The 17981-nt window shown below is 60.0% G+C and carries 17 protein-coding genes and 1 pseudogene; 14 read left to right on the top strand and 4 right to left on the bottom strand.

Annotation, left to right across the window (positions count from 1 at the left end; translation table 11 throughout):
• Nucleotides 1-432 precede the first annotated feature (432 nt).
• Nucleotides 433-1167 carry an NADPH-dependent F420 reductase gene (locus BDB13_RS21370; protein WP_094273596.1) on the bottom strand — a complete coding sequence of 245 codons (735 nt, stop codon included), beginning with the start codon at nucleotides 1165-1167 and terminating at the stop codon, nucleotides 433-435.
• 189 nt (nucleotides 1168-1356) lie between these two features.
• Here BDB13_RS21370 and BDB13_RS21365 point away from each other — a divergent pair, with 189 nt between their 5' ends.
• The 6 genes and pseudogenes from BDB13_RS21365 (at nucleotide 1357) to BDB13_RS21345 (ending at nucleotide 6016) form a co-directional block, all read left to right on the top strand.
• On the top strand, nucleotides 1357-1692 hold the full coding sequence (locus BDB13_RS21365; RefSeq protein WP_094275084.1) for an ArsR/SmtB family transcription factor: 336 nt from the start codon (nucleotides 1357-1359) through the stop codon (nucleotides 1690-1692).
• A gap of 390 nt (nucleotides 1693-2082) precedes the next feature.
• Entirely contained in the window at nucleotides 2083-2454 is a 372-nt protein-coding gene (locus BDB13_RS33625) for a recombinase family protein (RefSeq protein ID WP_369597457.1), read from the top strand.
• Nucleotides 2423-2659 carry a recombinase family protein gene (locus BDB13_RS33620; protein WP_369597475.1) on the top strand — a complete coding sequence of 79 codons (237 nt, stop codon included), beginning with the start codon at nucleotides 2423-2425 and terminating at the stop codon, nucleotides 2657-2659. Before BDB13_RS33625 ends, BDB13_RS33620 begins: the two co-directional genes overlap by 32 nt.
• Before the next feature lie 81 nt (nucleotides 2660-2740).
• Nucleotides 2741-5128: a DNA topoisomerase III gene (locus BDB13_RS21355; RefSeq protein WP_094273595.1), complete on the top strand. Its 2388-nt coding sequence runs from the start codon at nucleotides 2741-2743 to the stop codon at nucleotides 5126-5128.
• A gap of 34 nt (nucleotides 5129-5162) precedes the next feature.
• Nucleotides 5163-5576: pseudogene (locus BDB13_RS21350) on the top strand (DUF2252 family protein); the annotation flags it as partial.
• Between the two features lie 107 nt (nucleotides 5577-5683).
• The gene (locus BDB13_RS21345) at nucleotides 5684-6016 is read left to right on the top strand and encodes an SDR family NAD(P)-dependent oxidoreductase (protein ID WP_094273594.1); all 333 of its coding nucleotides are present in this window, start codon (nucleotides 5684-5686) and stop codon (nucleotides 6014-6016) included.
• A gap of 9 nt (nucleotides 6017-6025) precedes the next feature.
• Here the strand turns inward: BDB13_RS21345 and BDB13_RS21340 are convergent, their stop codons facing one another.
• A complete protein-coding gene (locus BDB13_RS21340; RefSeq protein WP_094273593.1) occupies nucleotides 6026-6754 on the bottom strand; it encodes an NUDIX hydrolase in 729 nt (242 codons plus the stop codon).
• A gap of 102 nt (nucleotides 6755-6856) precedes the next feature.
• Between BDB13_RS21340 and nadA the strand changes: the two genes are divergently transcribed.
• Genes nadA through nadC form a run of 3 tightly spaced genes read left to right on the top strand, consistent with a single transcriptional unit; the run spans nucleotide 6857 to nucleotide 10334 of the window.
• Nucleotides 6857-7894, top strand: coding sequence for a quinolinate synthase NadA (nadA, locus tag BDB13_RS21335; RefSeq protein ID WP_094275083.1), 1038 nt, complete (start codon nucleotides 6857-6859; stop codon nucleotides 7892-7894).
• A complete protein-coding gene (locus BDB13_RS21330; protein ID WP_094273592.1) occupies nucleotides 7891-9465 on the top strand; it encodes an L-aspartate oxidase in 1575 nt (524 codons plus the stop codon). Before nadA ends, BDB13_RS21330 begins: the two co-directional genes overlap by 4 nt.
• Nucleotides 9462-10334, top strand: coding sequence for a carboxylating nicotinate-nucleotide diphosphorylase (nadC, locus tag BDB13_RS21325; RefSeq protein ID WP_094273591.1), 873 nt, complete (start codon nucleotides 9462-9464; stop codon nucleotides 10332-10334). The genes BDB13_RS21330 and nadC overlap by 4 nt, the downstream gene beginning before the upstream one ends.
• Before the next feature lie 97 nt (nucleotides 10335-10431).
• Here the strand turns inward: nadC and BDB13_RS21320 are convergent, their stop codons facing one another.
• Together BDB13_RS21320 and BDB13_RS21315 are read right to left on the bottom strand one after the other, a co-directional pair.
• Entirely contained in the window at nucleotides 10432-10818 is a 387-nt protein-coding gene (locus BDB13_RS21320) for a hypothetical protein (protein ID WP_094273590.1), read from the bottom strand.
• A gap of 627 nt (nucleotides 10819-11445) precedes the next feature.
• Nucleotides 11446-12342 (bottom strand): LysR substrate-binding domain-containing protein, encoded by an 897-nt coding sequence (locus BDB13_RS21315; RefSeq protein WP_094275082.1) that lies wholly within the window; start codon nucleotides 12340-12342, stop codon nucleotides 11446-11448.
• A gap of 71 nt (nucleotides 12343-12413) precedes the next feature.
• Here BDB13_RS21315 and BDB13_RS21310 point away from each other — a divergent pair, with 71 nt between their 5' ends.
• The 5 genes from BDB13_RS21310 (at nucleotide 12414) to BDB13_RS21285 (ending at nucleotide 17966) form a co-directional block, all read left to right on the top strand.
• Nucleotides 12414-13370 carry a dihydrodipicolinate synthase family protein gene (locus BDB13_RS21310; RefSeq protein WP_094273589.1) on the top strand — a complete coding sequence of 319 codons (957 nt, stop codon included), beginning with the start codon at nucleotides 12414-12416 and terminating at the stop codon, nucleotides 13368-13370.
• A 721-nt stretch (nucleotides 13371-14091) separates the two neighbouring features.
• The gene (locus BDB13_RS21300) at nucleotides 14092-15765 is read left to right on the top strand and encodes a SulP family inorganic anion transporter (RefSeq protein ID WP_094273587.1); all 1674 of its coding nucleotides are present in this window, start codon (nucleotides 14092-14094) and stop codon (nucleotides 15763-15765) included.
• Nucleotides 15766-15818: 53 nt separating this feature from the next.
• Nucleotides 15819-16100, top strand: coding sequence for a hypothetical protein (locus BDB13_RS21295; RefSeq protein ID WP_094273586.1), 282 nt, complete (start codon nucleotides 15819-15821; stop codon nucleotides 16098-16100).
• 39 nt (nucleotides 16101-16139) lie between these two features.
• On the top strand, nucleotides 16140-16553 hold the full coding sequence (locus BDB13_RS21290) for a DUF7144 family membrane protein (RefSeq protein WP_094273585.1): 414 nt from the start codon (nucleotides 16140-16142) through the stop codon (nucleotides 16551-16553).
• 102 nt (nucleotides 16554-16655) lie between these two features.
• Nucleotides 16656-17966 carry a DUF1254 domain-containing protein gene (locus BDB13_RS21285; RefSeq protein ID WP_094273584.1) on the top strand — a complete coding sequence of 437 codons (1311 nt, stop codon included), beginning with the start codon at nucleotides 16656-16658 and terminating at the stop codon, nucleotides 17964-17966.
• Nucleotides 17967-17981 lie beyond the last annotated feature (15 nt).

Genomic DNA, 17981 nt, shown 5'->3' with positions numbered 1-17981 from the left:
CCGCACCCTCGGTGTACCGGTACGGCACAGCAGACTTCTTGATCTGTAACTCTCGGAATAATTGGGTACGGGCGGCTGAACAAGTCGAGGCCTCGTTCTCGGAGGCATGACCATGCCTTCCTACCCGCCCCGTCGCCGTCCTTCTCCCGGCCCGTGACATTTGGGACGTCGTCGATGCCGTCCATCAATCGATCCCTTCTCGGACACTGCCGGACTCGCATTGGTAGGGGCGGGCGATGCGCCGCGCGCAACGTGCCAAATAACTCCGAGAAAAACGTGCCAAATAATTCCGAGCGCCACACTTTTCGAGGCCGCAGTCGGGGCACTCGTTTCAGTTACGGGCTGGAATCTCCATTGCCGAGGTGCATCCCGAGGATATTTGTTTCCCGGCCGGCATATGGTTCTCTTCGTTCGCTGCGTGAGCGGAGTGAGTCAGTGGTGGGCGGCGCGGTTAGTCGCGACGATTTCTTTGTGCGAGGGCATCTCGGTCAGTGCGCCGAAGTGCGTCATCAGGCGGTCGCGCGTCACCGGGGCCTTGTCCTTCTCCGCTGCAGCGAGAGCCCGACCGAGCTCCTCGCTGCTCAACTCGGTGCAGTACGCCGGCGTTCCGGGCTGCTGCCGCCACGACTCCGCGAGCAGGCCGGCGTCATACGCGTCGAAACCGCTGTCGTCGACGAGTTGCATCACCGTCGAACGGGCCTGCGCGGAGTCGCCTGCGACCGGGATCGCGATCCGGTCGGGGCTACCGGCAGGCTTTCCCTTGCTTCGCTGGGTCTCGGCCAAGGCTGCGTTCCAGGCCTTCACGATCGGGCGCCCGAGCTGTTCCTGGCTCCACAGGCTCTCGACCTGTCCGTCGACGACGGCCTGGATGTTCCCGTTCATGGCGGGGTAGTAGTTCGAGGTGTCCACGACCACCGTGCTCGCTGGCACAGTCGCGATAAGTTCTCTGAGCTGGGGCTGCACGCCAAACGGAATCGCCATGATGACAACGTCCCGGTCCTTCGTCGCGGCGGTGAGTTCGACCGGCTGCGCACCCGCCGCGGTCACTTCGGCATCCACGCTTTCCGGACCTCGCGCATCCGCGATCAGCACGTCGTGCCCGGCTTCGCTGAGTCGCTGTGCGATGTTGCCGCCGATTGCTCCAGCGCCGATAACAGAAACCTTCATGGATTTTCCTTTTTCGTTCGTGTGGAGCGCAACCCCGAGGATTGCGCTCTGGACAAGTGATCACGGGTGGGCTTGCTGTTGCGTGAACTAACTAGCAGAATTGATGTACACGCTGCCATGTACATCTACTGTAGATGATGTACGCGCAAAGCGGTACATCATCCGTGTGTGCAGATTAGGATGGAAACCATGGCTAGTCGCTTGGCAAACCCGTTGACCATCCCTGACGAGGACGAGCTGGATCTCTTCGAAGTGATGTCGGCCCTTACGGACCCGGTACGCAGGGCGATCGTCCTGCAGCTCGCGGAGGAGCCGGGCCGGGGGTGCAGCGACGCGGACTATGGTGTCTCCAAATCTGCGCTCACGCGGCATTGGCGCGTTCTCCGTGAGTCGGGTCTAATCAGGCAGGAGGCGCAAGGTAACAGGCACCGCAACTGGCTCAGGCGCGAAGAACTCGATCGACGCTTCCCTGGGTTACTCACGCTCGTTCTCGACGAGTCCTCGAACAGCGCAACAGCGTCCTAGCTGCTGAGCCTGGCTCGCCAGGCACCAAGCCCCACAGACGTGCTCCGTAGCCACCTACCCGGTGTCGGAAGTGTTCGACAGTCCATCGCCTAACGGGCGGTGGGGTGCCATTTAGCGCAGCGAAAACACCGCCACATATAGCTGCGATTCACACTCCTCCGATGACTCGATCGTATGCGCAGAGCAAAATCCTGACCCCGACCGCCGCGCAACCCCCTTTGTATAGTTATGCGCTACTTCGGGTCGTCTCTCATTCGATCGTTTCTCGGACACGAACAGAACCAGGGCGGCGAGGCGATCCGACCAGCCTGGAGAGTGTCGCAAAAACCGGTCTCAATGCTTTTGTCCTGAAACCTCGCCTGTCGGTGAGTTCTGCAACACTGTGCCCTTGTGAGCGACTTTTCAGGCCCGACCAGGGTTTCAACCCTCCTCGGCTACGCCCGTGTGTCCACAACCGACCAGAACCCCGAACTTCAGTTGGACGCATTGAACGTGGCCGGGTGCTTCCGAGTGTGGACCGACAAGGCATCCGGAGTTAAGACAGACCGACCCGAGTTGGCAGCGGTCACGGATGCCCTTCGTCCAGGGGACACGCTCGCTGTCTGGAGGCTCGACAGATTAGGTAGATCTCTAGTGCATCTCATCGACACTGTCGACGTACTCGAAAAGCGTGGAGTAGCTTTCAAGTCACTCAACGACCCCATCGACACAACGACGTCAAGCGGGGAAGCTGGGTTTCCAAATCTTCCGCGCCCTAAGTGAATTCGAGCGAAATCTAGTCCGTGAACGGACTATGACGGGTCTGGCAGAAGCGCGGGGTCGAGGCCCTATCGGAGGCCGGCCGTCAGCACTTACAGTGGCGAAGAAGCGGCAGGCCGACAAGATGCGAGGAGACGGCGTCCCCATGAGTGAAATCGCAGAAGTCTTGGACGTAGCGACGAGCACTCTGTATCGGAACTTGCATTGAGAAAACAGCTTTAACGTGATTTAGGCAGCCACGGATGCATTCGGTATGACGATGGTCAATCCTCAATGAAGGAGAAACAGTATGGGGAAAGTCGGAATTCTTACCGAGAAGCCTTCGGCGGCAAGGAACTTCGCTGCCGCGCTGGGCGGTATGAGCGGCACATTCGACGGCACGGAATACGTCATCGTGAATGCTCGCGGTCACCTCTTGGAATTGAAGGACCCCGCGGCGATGGTGCCCGCATCCCTCTCCGAGCAGTACAAGAGCTGGGATCTGCAACATCTACCGTGGAATGCCGACGACTTCCGCTGGGAGCGCGAGGTCAGACGCAAGGTCTCCGGTGGGAAGCTGGTCACCGACCTGGACGCGAAGAGTCTGCTCGACGCACTCAAGGAGACCTTGTCGACGTGCGAGACCGTCTGCAATGCCGCCGATCTCGATCCCACCGGCGAAGGTTCGCTGCTGGGGTGGGAAATCGTGGAGTACCTGGGGCTGGAAGGTAAGAAGCTCGAGCGGATGGAGTTTCTCGACGAAACCCCGGCGTCGCTGCGGAAGGCGTTCACGAATCGCCGCTCGGTTACCTCGATCGAGTCCGAAGGTGACTATCGCAAGGCAGACTTCCGATCGAAATGGGACATGCTGTCGATGCAGTTCACCCGGGCGGCGACGAAAGTGTCCGGCTCAAACACCGTGGTGCGTAACGGTCGACTCAAGTCGGCGATGGTCGTGATCGTCGGTGACGGCCTCGACGCGCACAAGGGTTACGTGAAGAAAGCGTTCTACGAGAACCGTTTTCGTGACGAGAACAAGGTCACCTACACCGATCCTGACATCGACCGGTTCGAGAGCAAGAGCGCCGTGCCCGGCGGCCTCGAGTCCTCCCCGGTGGTCCATGACGGGACCACTCGCAAGAAGACCGGGCCACCGAAATTGATGGACCTCGCCGGCCTCTCGTCGCTGCTGTCGAAGAAGGGTTTCGAAGCCAAGAAGGTCCTGGACACGTATCAGAGGATGTACGAGGCACAGGTGGTGTCCTATCCGCGGACCGAAGACAAGTTCATCTCGATCGAACAGTTCAACGAACTGCTACCGCTGGTCGACAAGATCGCCGGCGTCGTCGGAGTGAACCCGGCCGCGCTCACCCGCCGCGGCCCACGAAAGAGTCACATCAAGTCCGGCGGCGCCCACGGCGCCAACCGTCCTGGGCCGAACGTCCCCCCGAATTTGGCTGCCGTGGAGAACAAATTCGGCGAACTGGGTAAGGAAATCTACGAGCTCCTGGCGAAGAACTACCTGACGATGCTCGCCCCGGACTACGAGTACGACCAGCATCGCGGGCATGTCGAGAAGTACCCGAGCTTCGTCGGTTCGCTGAACGTCCCGGCGGTGCTCGGATGGAAAGGCGTGTTCGTCGTCGAGGACGACGAGGAAGAGCCGGATGAAGCAGCATCGGGTGCGACTGCGCTCGGGACCGTCGCGACACCGTTCGTCCACGAAGGCTTTCCGACGCGGCCACCGCACCCGACGATGGGGTGGCTGATGAAGCAGCTGGAAAAACGCAGCGTGGGTACCGGTGCCACCCGGACGAGCACGTACGCCGAGGTCACCAACAACGCCACCGGCAAAGCGTTGATGCGTGAGCAGCGCGGCAAGATCACGCTCAGTGCGGTCGGCGAACTCAACCACCGGATTCTGCCGGGTACGCACATCGGTGATCTGACGATCACCGAGAAGGTTTTCGAGCAGATGGCGCAGGTCGAGGCGGGTACGAGCGCGGCTCCTGACTTCCTGGCGCTGGTGGCGGGCCTGGTGCGCCACGACCTCGAGAAGATGAAGGCGAACGCGAGCAGGTTGCCGGCCGAGCTCAAAGAGCGCATGGCCAAGGCCGGAGTGATCCGTGAGCTGGTCGAGATCATCACCTTGCCGCCGGCACTGCATTTCACCCACGACGGCATCGTGGTCAGCACGGCGAAGAGGGGGTTCGGCGGGCACCGGTTCACCGACGCCGAGGTAGCCGCGTTGGTGGCTGGTGAGGTCATCGAGATCACGGCGACGAGCACCAAGACAGGCAAGCCGTACACCTGCAAGGGCAAGCTCGAAGCCGGGGTGATGGAGAAGACCGGGAAGAAGTACCCGTTTGTGGGCTTCAAGCCTCAGTTCGAGGAGCGAGCCCCGAGAACGGACCTGGTCAGCGGAGTGTGGAAGGGCAAGAAGGTCTCGTTCAAGGGCCGCGGCTGGGGCGCGAACGAGCACTGGTCAGGCAAGGACTTCACCGAGCAGGAACTGGTGAAGCTGCTGGCTGGGGAGAGCATCGAATTCGAGGCCAAGGGCAAGACCGGCAATCCGTACAGGGCCAAGGGTGCGCTGGCCGCTAGGACCTATCAGGGCCAGAAGACGTTTGGTTTCACGTTGAAGTTCGAGGACCGGAAAGCTCCCACCGGAGCGAGGAAGCGCAAGGTAGGTAAATAGCGGCAACAGCCACCGACTCCGAAAGCAGGCCGGCTCCTCGGTGTATGAGAGTTGTGTCGAGCCGAGTCTGTATTCCAATCACGGAGAGCGAGTTGTGAAGGGGCAGTGCATGATTAAAAGTGCAACCGACATGTTCGTAGGGTGGGCGAAGGTGGGCGACATGGATTTCTACGTTCGACGGTTCCGCGACATGAAGGTCATTCCCGACTGAGCCACAATCGGGCCGTATCTGGCGGAGTTCGCCGGCGCCCGCTGCGAAGTACTGGCTCGCACGCACACACGCAGCGGCGACGCAAACGCCATCTCGGAGTATTTGGGAAGATCTGACAAAGCTGTGCTGGCTTTGTCGACGTTTGCGCGGCGGCATGCGGACCAGAACGAGCGTGACCATGCTCAATTGGTCGCAGCGATAGCGAAAGGATCTGTGCCCAGCGCCCCGGGATGGTGACGCCGTCACGCAATCCCCCAGAGTTCTCACAGAACCACCACAACGGCAGCACAAGATTGTGGACTTACATAGGAGTCAAGTAATTCGATTCCTTCAGGAGGTCCGCAATGAATACTCGCGAATTCGACCGCAATCGCGGCGTAGTGCTGGTAACTGACATCAGCCGTGATCACGGCGCACGCGTTGCGTTCGAATTCCTGGAGGCGGGATGGAATGTCGCAGTCACCGCCCGGACGGTGGCCGAGTTGGTTCGGTTCATGACAGGCAAGCCGGCGCACCACTTTTTTGCCATAGTGGCGGACCCTACTGATTGCTTGCAGGCAGATCGAATTCTCGACCGGGTGACGACGCGATTTGGGGGGATCAACAGGGTCGTCGATCCGGTGGGCATGGTCAGCGCGGCGTGGATGCAGGGCGAAGTATTCGAAGCTGTTGCGTAACAGTGTGGTTCAGCTTGGTGGGCGCAGTGCCGCAAACTCGTCCGTTACTCGCAACGTGGAGTCGGTGAAGCGATACAGTGCGGGCGGGCGGCCACCGGCCTTCCCGGACGGTGCGGTGTTTCCGGTCGCTGTCAGAACGCCGCGACGGCCGAGAACGCGCTGAAGGTTGGTGGCATCAACCTGGTAACCGAGTGCCGCGCAATAGATTTCGCGCAAGGTCGACATTGCGAATTCTTCCGGGGCCAGCCCGAAGGCGATATTGGTGTACGAGAGTTTGGCAGCCAGTCGATTGCGGGCGTGACGCACAACGGTGCCGTGGTCGAACGACATCTCCGGAAGGTTCGATACCGGATGCCACGCAGTATCCGGCGGAAGTTGAGGGTCCGCACTCAGAGGAACGAGGCCCAGGAACGTTGACGCGATACGGCGAGTACCCGGTACTCGTGCCGGGTCGCTGAAGACGGAGAGTTGTTCGAGGTGTGCCACCTTGCGGAGGTCTACCTTCTCGGCGAGGAGCCTGCGGGCTGAGGTAGTGAGGTCCTCGTCGTCGCGCAAGGTGCCGCCGGGGAGTGACCAGGTGCCCTTCTCGGGATCGAGGGCACGCTGCCACAGCAGCACGGCCAGTTCTTCGCGCCCGCCGGGGCAGTGACTGCCGTCACCTGCAGTGATGTCGGTGGGAAAGGCGCGAACCTGGAACACCGCTGCAAGCACTTCGTGGGTGGTGTTACTATGAGGCACGTTTTCGATCCTAAGTCGAAAACCTCGAATACGGAAATCCGGACCAGCCCGTTCGGATTTGAACTGGGCGCTACGCCCGGGTTCACGGTGAAGGAGAACGCCATGACGACCACGACGTTATGGGAGGGATCGACCTCGCAGATTCATGACGGCCCCGGTGGATACACGGGAGTCGAGGCGACCCCGGAATGGGCCGCCGAGGTCAAACGTCTGGCTCGCGAACGCGGCGCCACCATTTTGGCGCACAACTACCAGTTGCCTGCCATTCAAGACGTCGCCGATCATGTCGGTGACTCACTTGCTCTCTCGCGTATTGCAGCCGAGGCTCCCGAGGACACGATCGTGTTCTGCGGCGTCCACTTCATGGCCGAGACGGCCAAGATTCTGTCGCCGTCCAAGACGGTGCTGATCCCGGACGAGCGCGCGGGTTGCTCGTTGGCTGATTCCATCAACGCGGAGCAGCTTCGTGAGTGGAAAGCCGACAACCCGAATGCCCTGGTGGTTTCCTACGTGAACACCACGGCAGAGGTCAAAGGACTGACCGACATCTGCTGCACGTCGTCCAACGCGGTCGACGTGGTCAATTCCATCGACGCTGACCGCGAGGTGCTGTTCCTGCCTGACCAGTTCCTCGGTGCCCACGTCAAGCGCGTGACCGGCCGCACCAACATGCAGATCTGGGCCGGTGAATGCCACGTCCACGCCGGCATCAACGGTGACGAGCTGACGGCCAAGTCCAAGGCTCACCCCGACGCAGAACTTTATGTGCACCCCGAATGTGGTTGCGCCACTTCGGCTCTGTACCTGGCCGGCGAAGGTGCAGTTCCGGCCGACAAGGTCAAGATCCTCTCCACCGGTGGCATGCTCGATGCCGCACGCACCACCAAGAGCAAGCAGGTGCTGGTTGCAACCGAAATCGGCATGCTGCATCAGCTCCGTAAGGCGGCACCGGGCGTCGACTTCCAGGCCGTGAACGACCGCGCGTCGTGCCCGTACATGAAGATGATCACGCCCGCTGCGTTGCTGCGGTGCCTGCTCGAAGGCAAGGACGAAGTCCATGTCGACCTCGAAATGGCCAAGCGTGCACAGAAATCGGTACAGCGGATGATCGAGATCGGCAATCCGGGCGGCGGCGAGTGACGAGCCCTGCCGGGCGTTTCGCCTGGGAGGCTCACGCCGATCTGGTCGTCGTGGGTGGCGGTGTCGCGGGGCTTACCGCCGCGCGGACAGCGTCCCTGCGGGGACTGAAAGTTTTGACCGTCAGCAAGGGCGGTCCGACGGATACGTCCACGCAGTACGCGCAGGGCGGCATTGCCGTCGTCGGCGATCTGAGCACCGATTCGGTGGACTCCCATGTTGCCGATACGTGTGAAGCGGGTGTCGGACTCTGTGACGAAGCGGCGGTGTATTCCGTCGTCGAATCAGGGCACGAAGCCGTTGCTGCTCTGGCTGCACTCGGGGCAGTGTTCGACCGTGGCCGAGACGGCGAGGTGTCACGCACCCGTGAGGGTGGGCACAGCACTCGACGCATCATTCATGCCGGCGGTGACGCCACCGGAGCGGAAGTTCAGCGGGCACTCAATGCTGCTGGCCTGCCGGTTCTGTTCGGCGCCGCTGCCGTTCAGGTGGTGACGAACCGCCGTGGTGTGTGCGGATTGATCGTCTCGTCGCCCGACGGACTCGGCGTTATTCACGCGCCGGCAGTTCTGCTCGCGACGGGTGGCCTTGGCCAGCTGTATGCGTGCAGCACCAACCCGCCCGGAGCTACTGCCGACGGTATCGCCTTGGCGCTCGAGGCTGGTGCGGCAATATCCGACCTTGAATTCGTACAGTTCCATCCGACGGTTCTGTTCACACCCGGCGGCCTCGGTCGACGGCCGTTGATCAGTGAGGCCGTGCGGGGCGAGGGTGCGATTCTTGTTGACACCAATGGTGATTCGGTAACTGCTGGTGTTCACCCGCTCGGTGATCTGGCGCCCCGTGATGTGGTCTCTCGCGCCATCGCGGCGCGATTGCGTGACCTGGGCACCGATCACGTGTACCTCGATGCACGAAAGCTCGACGGGTTCGCGGCTCGGTTCCCGACCATTACGGCATCGTGCCTCGAAGCCGGTATCGACCCCCGGACGCAACTGATCCCGGTGGCGCCGGCAGCGCATTATTCTTGTGGTGGCGTAGCAACCGACGTGCATGGGCGCACCGGCGTGCCGGGCCTGTATGCGGCGGGTGAAGTTGCGCGCACCGGATTGCACGGAGCCAATCGCCTTGCATCCAACAGCCTTCTCGAAGGACTGGTTGTGGGGGAGCGCGCCGGAATAGCGGCCGCGGAGCGTCGTGAGGTTCACGCTGAAGTAGTCAACGTGGTGCGTCGGCCCCTGCCGATTCTGCCTCGCGAGAAGGTGCAGTCGATCATGACCGCGAACACCTCTGTCGTCCGCGACGGTGTCGGGCTCGAAGTAGCGCGCACATCGCTCGCAGCTGCCGATAAGACTGTTGCAGTTACTGTTCCAGAACTCGAAGACGTAGCCCTGACCTTGACTGCTACAGCTTTGGTGGACGTTGCCATCGCCCGCACCGAGAGTCGTGGCTGCCACACGCGCACCGACCATCCCGAGACCGACCCTAATCAGCGTCGTAGTACCCGAATCAAACTGGGTAGAGACGGCGCACTCGACATGCTCGACACATTTTTGACAGGAGTTCATCGATGACCGCGCAGAAGCCGTTGCCCGCCGCCCTCGACCGCGACGAGGTACTCACTCTGATCCGGCTCGCGCTGGACGAGGACCTGCGGTACGGACCGGATGTCACTTCCGTAGCGACGGTTCCCGCAGACGCCGTAGCCAAGGCCTCGGTTGGTGCTCGGTCCGCCGGCACAATCGCCGGTATCGACGTCGGATTGCTGGTGCTCGACGAGGTGATCGGTGCCGGTAATTACGAGGTGCTCGATCGTGTCGCGGACGGAACCCGCGTTGAAGCAGGACAGTCGGTGCTCTCCGTGATGGCACCGACTCTGGGTCTGCTGACCGCGGAGCGCACGATGCTCAACCTGGTGTGCCACCTCTCCGGTATCGCGACCGCGACGTCGCAGTGGGTTGACGCAGTCGCCGGCACTCATGCCAAGATCCGCGATACTCGGAAGACCCTTCCCGGTTTGCGTTCGCTGCAGAAGTACGCAGTTCAGGTCGGTGGCGGATTCAACCACCGCATGGGACTCGGCGACGCGGCGCTGATCAAGGACAACCACGTTGCTGCCGCCGGTTCCGTAGTTGCGGCGCTGCGGGCCGTACGTGAACTTGCGCCGAACATCGAGTGCGAGGTCGAGGTGGACAACCTCACTCAGCTCGACGAGGTGCTCGCCGAGAACGTCGAACTCATTCTGCTGGACAACTTTCCGCTGTGGCAGACCCAGATTGCAGTGCAGCGACGCAACACAGTGTCGCCGAGCACGAAGCTCGAAGCGTCCGGTGGCCTGAGCCTCGATGTCGCAGCGGAGTACGCCGGTACCGGTGTCGATTACCTCGCTGTCGGAGGTCTGACGCATTCCGTGACAGTTCTCGATCTCGGCCTCGACATGTAGGTTCTGTCGCTCGTTCATTCGGGCAAAGATTGTCGTATTCGACGGGAGCGAGCACCCCAGCAGCATTGTGCTGGGGTGCCCGCGTCTTGCTGTGAAATCAGGGGTTGCCGCCGCCGCTTCCTCCGCCAGTGCTCACGGGGTCCACGCTGCCCAAGTTCGTACTGCCCAAATTCACGCTACCGAGGTTCACGCTTCCAAGATTGAAGTCTCCGCTGCCGAATAGGCTGCCGAGATTCCACTCGCTGAGGTCAAATAGGCTGCCGAGATTCCAACCGCCGCTGCCGAAATCCCACTCGCTGCTGCCGGTGTTCAGGCTTCCGAAATCGGCGAAGTTCAGGCTGCCGAGATCCCAACCGTTGCTGCCGAAGGCAAGGTTGAGGCTTCCGCCGCAGGCGCTGCTGCAGTCAGGGTCCGCCGAGGCTGTTGTGGCCATCGCACCTGCGCCGCCTACCAGGGCTGCCGATGCTGCGAATACGACGGCCATGCGTCGGATGCTGCTTCGGTGGTTTCTTGTCGATTCCGAATTCACGCTCATGCACATCTCCAGGGATTAGTAGCTTGAGTATTCAGGACATGTGGAACTGTAAATTAGTGCATTAGTTGATAAAGCGAAATTCGCACAAACTGTCCCAGTATGTGGGATTTGTTTGATGGAGGGTTTGATTATCATCCCGACGGGATAAGTAATTCTGTTCCTGTTGTGGGTGATTGTTGATCCGCCTCTTCGGGATAGATATCGCAATCGAATCCTATTGGTCGTACGGCCTGTTCAGGCTCGGCCGTCCTTTCGATCTGAGTCATTTGGCAAAAAAGATCCAGGTCAGCGGGTCGGACGTTGGCCCGAGTGACCCCGGTAGTCGAATCAAACTATTTTGCTGAACTTACTAACTTTCTTTAATTGTTCGCGTGGAGGGTCGTTGCCGGAGGGATTTCGAACTTATTTTTTAAACATTGTTTCATTCTGGAGAAACTGGGTATTTCTTACCGCTGTTCGAATATGTAAGTGGGTTGTACATGATTCATGCGAGGCGGGTCGATCTTGTCAGGTCGATATGCGCGATACATTCTTGCGAGAGTTCAGCAATGGCCGCACATGTGCAGCTTCCGGTCGTTAGCGCTCGGCGTCCAGCAGTTCGGGTACCGCCGAGCGGAGAGCACCTGTCACGGTCGCAACCGCTGGGTGCGCGGCGGACCCTGCCCGGTGCGCGATCATCGTTCGTCGCCGAATCGGCATGGGCGTCAGGCGTACTCCCGGAGGCGGATGAATTGCGCCTAGTTCCGGAACAAGCGAAACGCCTTGTCCCGCAGAGACGAGAGCAAGAACCGTGGCGAACTCATCGATGTGGTGTCTCACTCTCGGCGTGAATCCTGCGGCCTGACATGCCCGAATCGTCATTGCGTGACAAGCGGTTCCGGGGATTGCGGTGATCCACGGAAGTTCGACGCAATCAGTGAGTGTGGTGACGGTTGTCAGCGGATCAGCCGAAGCCAGGTATACCGATTCGCTGCACAGCGGAAGCGTCGTCAAGCCGGGTTCGGTTGGCCGCGGAACGAAGTCGTAGTCGTGGATCAATGCCAAGTCCAGGTCGCCGGCACGTAGGGCATCGGCGACGTCAGCCGGATCGATCTCCGAGACCATCGGTTCCAGTCCCGGGTGTTCCTGTGCCAGCGCTATCAACGCCGGGGGCAGGATCGCGCGTGCCGCTGTCGGAAATGTTCCGATTCGGAGTGGACCCGCTAGCCCGCGACGGGCGTCGACCAGTTCTCCCGACGCCTGTTCCAAGCGCGCCAGGATGGCTTCGGCATGACGTGCGAGATTCGAGCCGGCAGGAGTCAGCCTGACCCGACGGCCCGTCCGCTCGAGCAACGGCACTCCGGCTTCGCGTTCCAGAACGGCTAGCTGTTGGGATACCGCCGACGGACTGAATGAGAGGGCCTGGGCGACAGCAACGATGGTCCCGCGCAAGGCCAGTTCACGGAGAAGGCGTAGTCGCCTGACATCGAGCATCATCTGAGCTTACGCTCGGCGTCGGAAATGCGAACTAGACCTACAAGGTTGGCTCGGTAAAGGTGGATCCTATGACTTCCCACCTCGCCTTGGCTGGAATCCACGTACCGCTGATCACGCCCTTCGGCGCGAGCGGACAGGTGGCAACCGACGCCCTCGAACAACTCGCACACCAGGTGCTCGAAGATGGAGCGATCGGGCTGGTTGCGCTCGGGACCACCGCTGAGACTGCGACCCTGACTCAGCAGGAACGACGCGACATCGTCGATATCTGCGCCGGTGTCTGCCGCGCTCGCGGTGCGTCGTTGATTGTCGGGGCCGGCAATAACGACACGACGGGGAGTGCCGGTGCACTGGAGGAACTGGGTCGATGGCCGGAGGTCAGCGCGGCCCTGGTGCCGGTTCCCTACTTCACCAGGCCATCGAATGCCGGTGTAGTGGCACACTTTACGCACTTGCAGGCATCGAGCCCGGTGCCGTTGATCGTCTACCATGTCCCGTATCGAACGGGACGTGATCTTGATGCCGCCACCCTGCAGGAGTTGGGGCGATTGCCCGGCATCGTCGCGGTGAAGTACGCCGCAGGTGGCATAGATCCTTCCGCCGTCGAGCTTTGTGCCGATCTACCTGCTGATTTCGCAGTTTTGGCGGGTGACGATCCGTTTCTTGTCCCCATGCTTGCCCTGGGCTCCACGGGCGGAATTTTGGCATCGGCCCATGTTGCGACCAGAGACTTCGTAGGTCTGGTCAACGCTTGGGAGAGTGGAGATTTGGACCGTGCACGAGCATTCGGTCAGGACTTGTCGCGGCTGTCCGGTGCATTATTCGCCGAACCGAATCCGACGGTGATCAAGGGCGTGCTGCATGCACTGGGCAGGATTCCGACGCCGAATGTGCGCTTGCCCTTACTGCCTGCGTCGCGAGAGTCGGTCGAAGCTGCTCTCGAGATTTACCGTGAGCATTCGGAGACTGCCTCGGGGGTTGATCGTTCAGAGTTCCTTGCGGAAGTGCGGACGCTAGAGCGGTGAACAGTGTAGTTGCGGAGTCGATTCCGAGTGTCTATCGGAGCATGAATCCGAGACGTGCACCTCGGGCATTCGGGGACAACACCATGAGTACGAGGGCGATGATCGGAATGGGACTGATGGCAATTCCGACTGCCACTGGCAGCACGTTTCCCAGGGAAGTCAGTATTGATATCTCCAAAACTCTTGTACGGGCAGTAATTGCGATGCGCGGACAACGTGCGTTCAGTTGACGCGCGTCGCGGGGTGTCAGCGCGCAAGCGTCATCGACGACCTCGGCAAAAGGGTCGAAACATGATGATGTCGGCAGCGAGGTTGGCGTGCTGCGAGAAAATGTAGTGGCCGGGAAAGTGATCACCTGACAAAATGACGCGAAAGAAGTAGCAACACGGCGATGCATGTATTCGGAAGGCGAATTCGAATGCTATGTAGTGGATGTTACTGATCACCACAGTTTCGCGCATCATCCCCTGAGGGTGAAAGTCGGTTTCGCGTCTGAGAGGTACACGAGAGAGTTTCCGACGGAAGATGTCGGAGACCAAATTTCAAGTCACACTTTCCCCAAGCATTGCTGGATTCGGGGGGATATTTTCACCCTCACAGGGTGATGCCGAAATATGGATGAGTCGGTACATTTCACGCAGTCGTCAGTGTGGGTTGCGATCGCCCACGAACATGCCGGTGTGGCGAAAAGTATCCAACTAATTGAGACGGGAGGACCCGCGTGCACCATCCAATCGAGGGTCTCACCCGGAGTAATTGGGTTAGGGAGTTCTCTGCCGGCGTTACTTTGCTTGCAATCTCGGTCCCGTTGAATATCGGATACGCACAAATTGCGGGTCTTCCTGCGACGGCGGGACTGTATGCCTTGATCGTGCCGACGCTTGTTTTTGCATTTCTTGTTTCCTCCCGGCAGGTCGTCGCGTCACCAGATGCGGCCGCAGCGGCAATGGTTGCTTCTTCGTTGATCGGTCTGGGCGCTGCGGGGAGCGAGAATTATGCCGAAATGGCTGCAGCGCAAGCAATTCTCGGTGGGCTGATGTTTATGGCATGCGCGATGTTCAAACTGGGATTTTTGGCAGATTTCTTGTCCAAGCCGATTCTGATCGGGTTTGTCGGAGGATTGGCATTGGACATCACTGTCAGTCAGATTGCCAAGATACTCGGTGTTCCGATCGACAGTGCCGGTGAATTTACCGAGAAAGTGATCGACCTCGTGAGTAATCTCGGGGAGTCAAATTTCTGGGCTGTCGCACTCGGATCCGGTTCGATATTGATACTTGTTCTCGGTCGAAGGATCGCGGCCGTCGTGCCCTGGGCATTGGTAGTGATGGTCGGAGCGACAACGCTGTCGATTGTGCTTTACCTCGAAGGTAAGGGCGTATCGGTTCTGGGCAATGTTCCTGCCGGTCTACCGACGTTCGCGGTACCGACATTGAGTATTGCCACCTGGCTTTCGCTGGTGCCGTCGGCGATCGCTCTGACTGCGGTTGCTCTGGCCGAGGGATTGCTGGTATCTCGGCAGTACGGCGAGAAGAACAACTACTCCACGGATCCGGACCGGGATCTGACGGCCTTCGGTGCCGCGAATATTGCCTCTGGTCTTTTTTCATCGTTCACTATCGGTTCGTCGACGTCGCGTACCGCTGCGATGGACACAGCGGGTTCACGCACTCAGTTGCCCAGCATTGTCCTGGCCGCGGGTACGTTGTTACTACTCTTGTTTGGCACCGATCTGTTGGCAGATATTCCGTCGCCGGCAATCGGCGCGATTGTCGCTGTCGCGGTCTTCAAACTTATCGGGTTCGTCGATTTCACCGAATTGTGGAATCAATCGAAGGCTGAATGTGCAATCGGTGCAGTGTGTTTCGGTGGCGTTCTCCTCATCGGTCCGATTGGCGGAATTGTCCTGGCGTTTGTTCTCTCGTTGATCAACCTCGCGCGACGTGCCGCTAATCCTGCCATTGATATCCTCGCCGGATCGGACGATCCGACAGTATCGCTCCTGGACGGGGCAGACGACGTCGAGGAGACAGCGCCAGGCCTTATCGTCATGCGCTTTGCGGCCCCAATTTTCTTTGCGAACAGCACCGTCCTGGCGGCCAGAGTCCGTACAGCGGTTGAATCGGCCCCCAATCACGTCACTGAATTTGTTCTGGATCTCGAGGCCGTGACTGATATCGACGTCACTGGTGCCGACATGCTGACGGGATTGAAGGACTGGTTGCATGCGCGTTCGATCACGCTGGGCTACTCCCGAGTCCGTCCGCATCTTCGGGAACACCTGCTCCGATTCGGTTTGCTGGAAGAGGCTCAGTTGTACCGGACGAATCGCGATGCGGCCAACGCCTTTCACGCTGATTCTCCTGACATGAAAGCGGACATAGGGGAAGGATGACGCTGTAACTGTTATCCGGTCCGCCATAATTTCTCACTGAAAGGCATTACCTCATGCTCATCATCGGAATACTTCTGTTCGGGACCGTAATAGGCGCGGGTGCCCAATTGATTCTGGGTTCCAGTAGCCGGCGACTGGATTGGCCGGCCGCATTCGCTGCCGGAATCAGCGGTTCCCTGCTTGGCGGCTTGCTCGTCAGTCTGATAGCGGGTGACGGACTTTCGTTGCGCCCCAGCGGAATCGTCGGGTCGCTCGCCGGCGCCGTCATTCTCACCGCAGGCTGGCAGTGGTACCGCAAGAGCGTGAGTGACGCCGCAGCATCCACTGATAGCTGAACTTTCGCCCTTTAACGCAACATCTCTGAGAGGAAGAACATGACTGAAACATCTCCGAAGGTCAATTCCCATCCGGTGAAGAAGGGCATCGCAACCGGTACGAATCTTGCAGCCGCTGTCCTTCTCCTCACCGCTGGCGTCATCTCTCTGCTCCAAGGGATTTCGGCGGTTGCCAAAGATGACCTCTTCGTTGTCGGAGCGGTGTACATCTACGAGTTGGATACGACGACATGGGGCTGGATTCACATCGCCCTGGGTGTCGTTGCTCTCGCGATATCCGTCGGAATGATGATGGCGGCCACGTGGGCCCGCATTGCTGCGATCTTGATTGCGGCGCTGTCGATTATCGCGAACTTCCTGTGGCTTCCGCATTACCCGCTCTGGTCGATTCTGATCATCGCACTCGATATCGTCGTAATTTGGGCTGTCGCGACCTGGGACTCCGAAGACTGACCGAGATGCATCGTCGAGACACAGCGAAGAGCTTCCGGGGGAAGCGCTTCCACACTGTGCATCACTCGCGTGGAACCACACGAAAAGCTACAAGGGAGATTCATGAGCACGCTGTCCAGTGACCTGCGTACGTTGAGCTACGAGGCATACACCTACCTCTATCCTCTGGTGATGATGGACGTCACCCGGTTGCAGGGCTTGAACGTCGATGCGAAGGCGCGACCGGGATATGGACCCGCAAACGAATTTCATCACCTGCGTGCATTTCCGCCGGCAGACTTCCGCGTCGTTGTACGACCCAATTTCGACACGCTTTACTCGACCGCGTGGCTCGATCTGACTGCCGGACCTGTCAAAGTTCATGTGCCGGAAGCGGGCAACCGCTATTACATGCTTCCGATGCTCGATATGTGGACGGATGTGTTCGCCAATCCGGGCAACCGGACCACCGGAACCGATGCGGCGGATTGGGTGGTGGTCGGCCCGAACTATTCCGGTGAGTTGCCCACCGATATCGAGGTCATTGTTGCACCGACGCCGTACGTCTGGATCATCGGTCGAATTCAGACCGAAGGAGTCGCAGACTATCCGGCAGTCAACGCCGTGCAGGACGGTTTCACAGTCACGCCTTTGGTTCCGACACCTGTTCACGTGATCGATCCCGATCACGACACCACCACCGAGCCGCTGACAATTGTCAACGGACTCAGCGCAATCGACTACTTCGCGCGCGCCGCTGAGGCATTGAAAGCTAATCCGCCGCATCCCACAGATTTCTCGGTGTTGGCTCGTATCGCTCAACTCGGCGTTGTTCCCGGCCAGGATTTCGATCGGGCTCGGTTCACCGATACCGACGTCAAGGAAATCGAGGCCGGCGCCGATGCAGCACTCGCAGATCTTCGTCGTGCACTCGCAACATTGGGCTCGAAGGTCAATGGTTGGACGGTATTCACCGACACGGTTGGTGTGTACGGCAACTACTACTTCCAACGTGCTGCGATGACCATGATCGGACTCGGCGCGAACCCGCCCGAGGATGCCGTCTACCCGTTCCTGGCAACTGATGCCGATGGTGACACCCTGATCGGAGATCGTCGGTACGTCATCCGCTTCGCGGCAGACGCACTGCCGCCGGTGTCAGCGTTCTGGTCGGTCACGATGTACGACGCGGAGGGATTCCAGGCAGCCAACGAACTGGACCGGTTCGCGATCGGTGACCGGGATCAGTTGACCTTCAATGAAGACGGATCGCTCGATCTCCATCTTCAGCATGAAAATCCGGGACCGGAACTGGAGTCCAACTGGTTGCCTGCTCCGCTCGGGCCACTCGGTGTCACGATGCGCCTCTATGCGCCGCATCCGCAAGTTCTGGATGGTCGCTGGAATCCACCCGCGGTACACAAGGCTGTCTGATCTCGCCCGGGCCAC

The organism is Rhodococcus sp. OK302 (assembly GCF_002245895.1).
In the GTDB taxonomy this organism is placed as follows: Bacteria; Actinomycetota; Actinomycetes; order Mycobacteriales; family Mycobacteriaceae; genus Rhodococcus_F.
The sequence above is the reverse complement of the archived record's forward strand: the minus strand, read 5'-3'. Positions and strand labels throughout refer to the sequence as shown.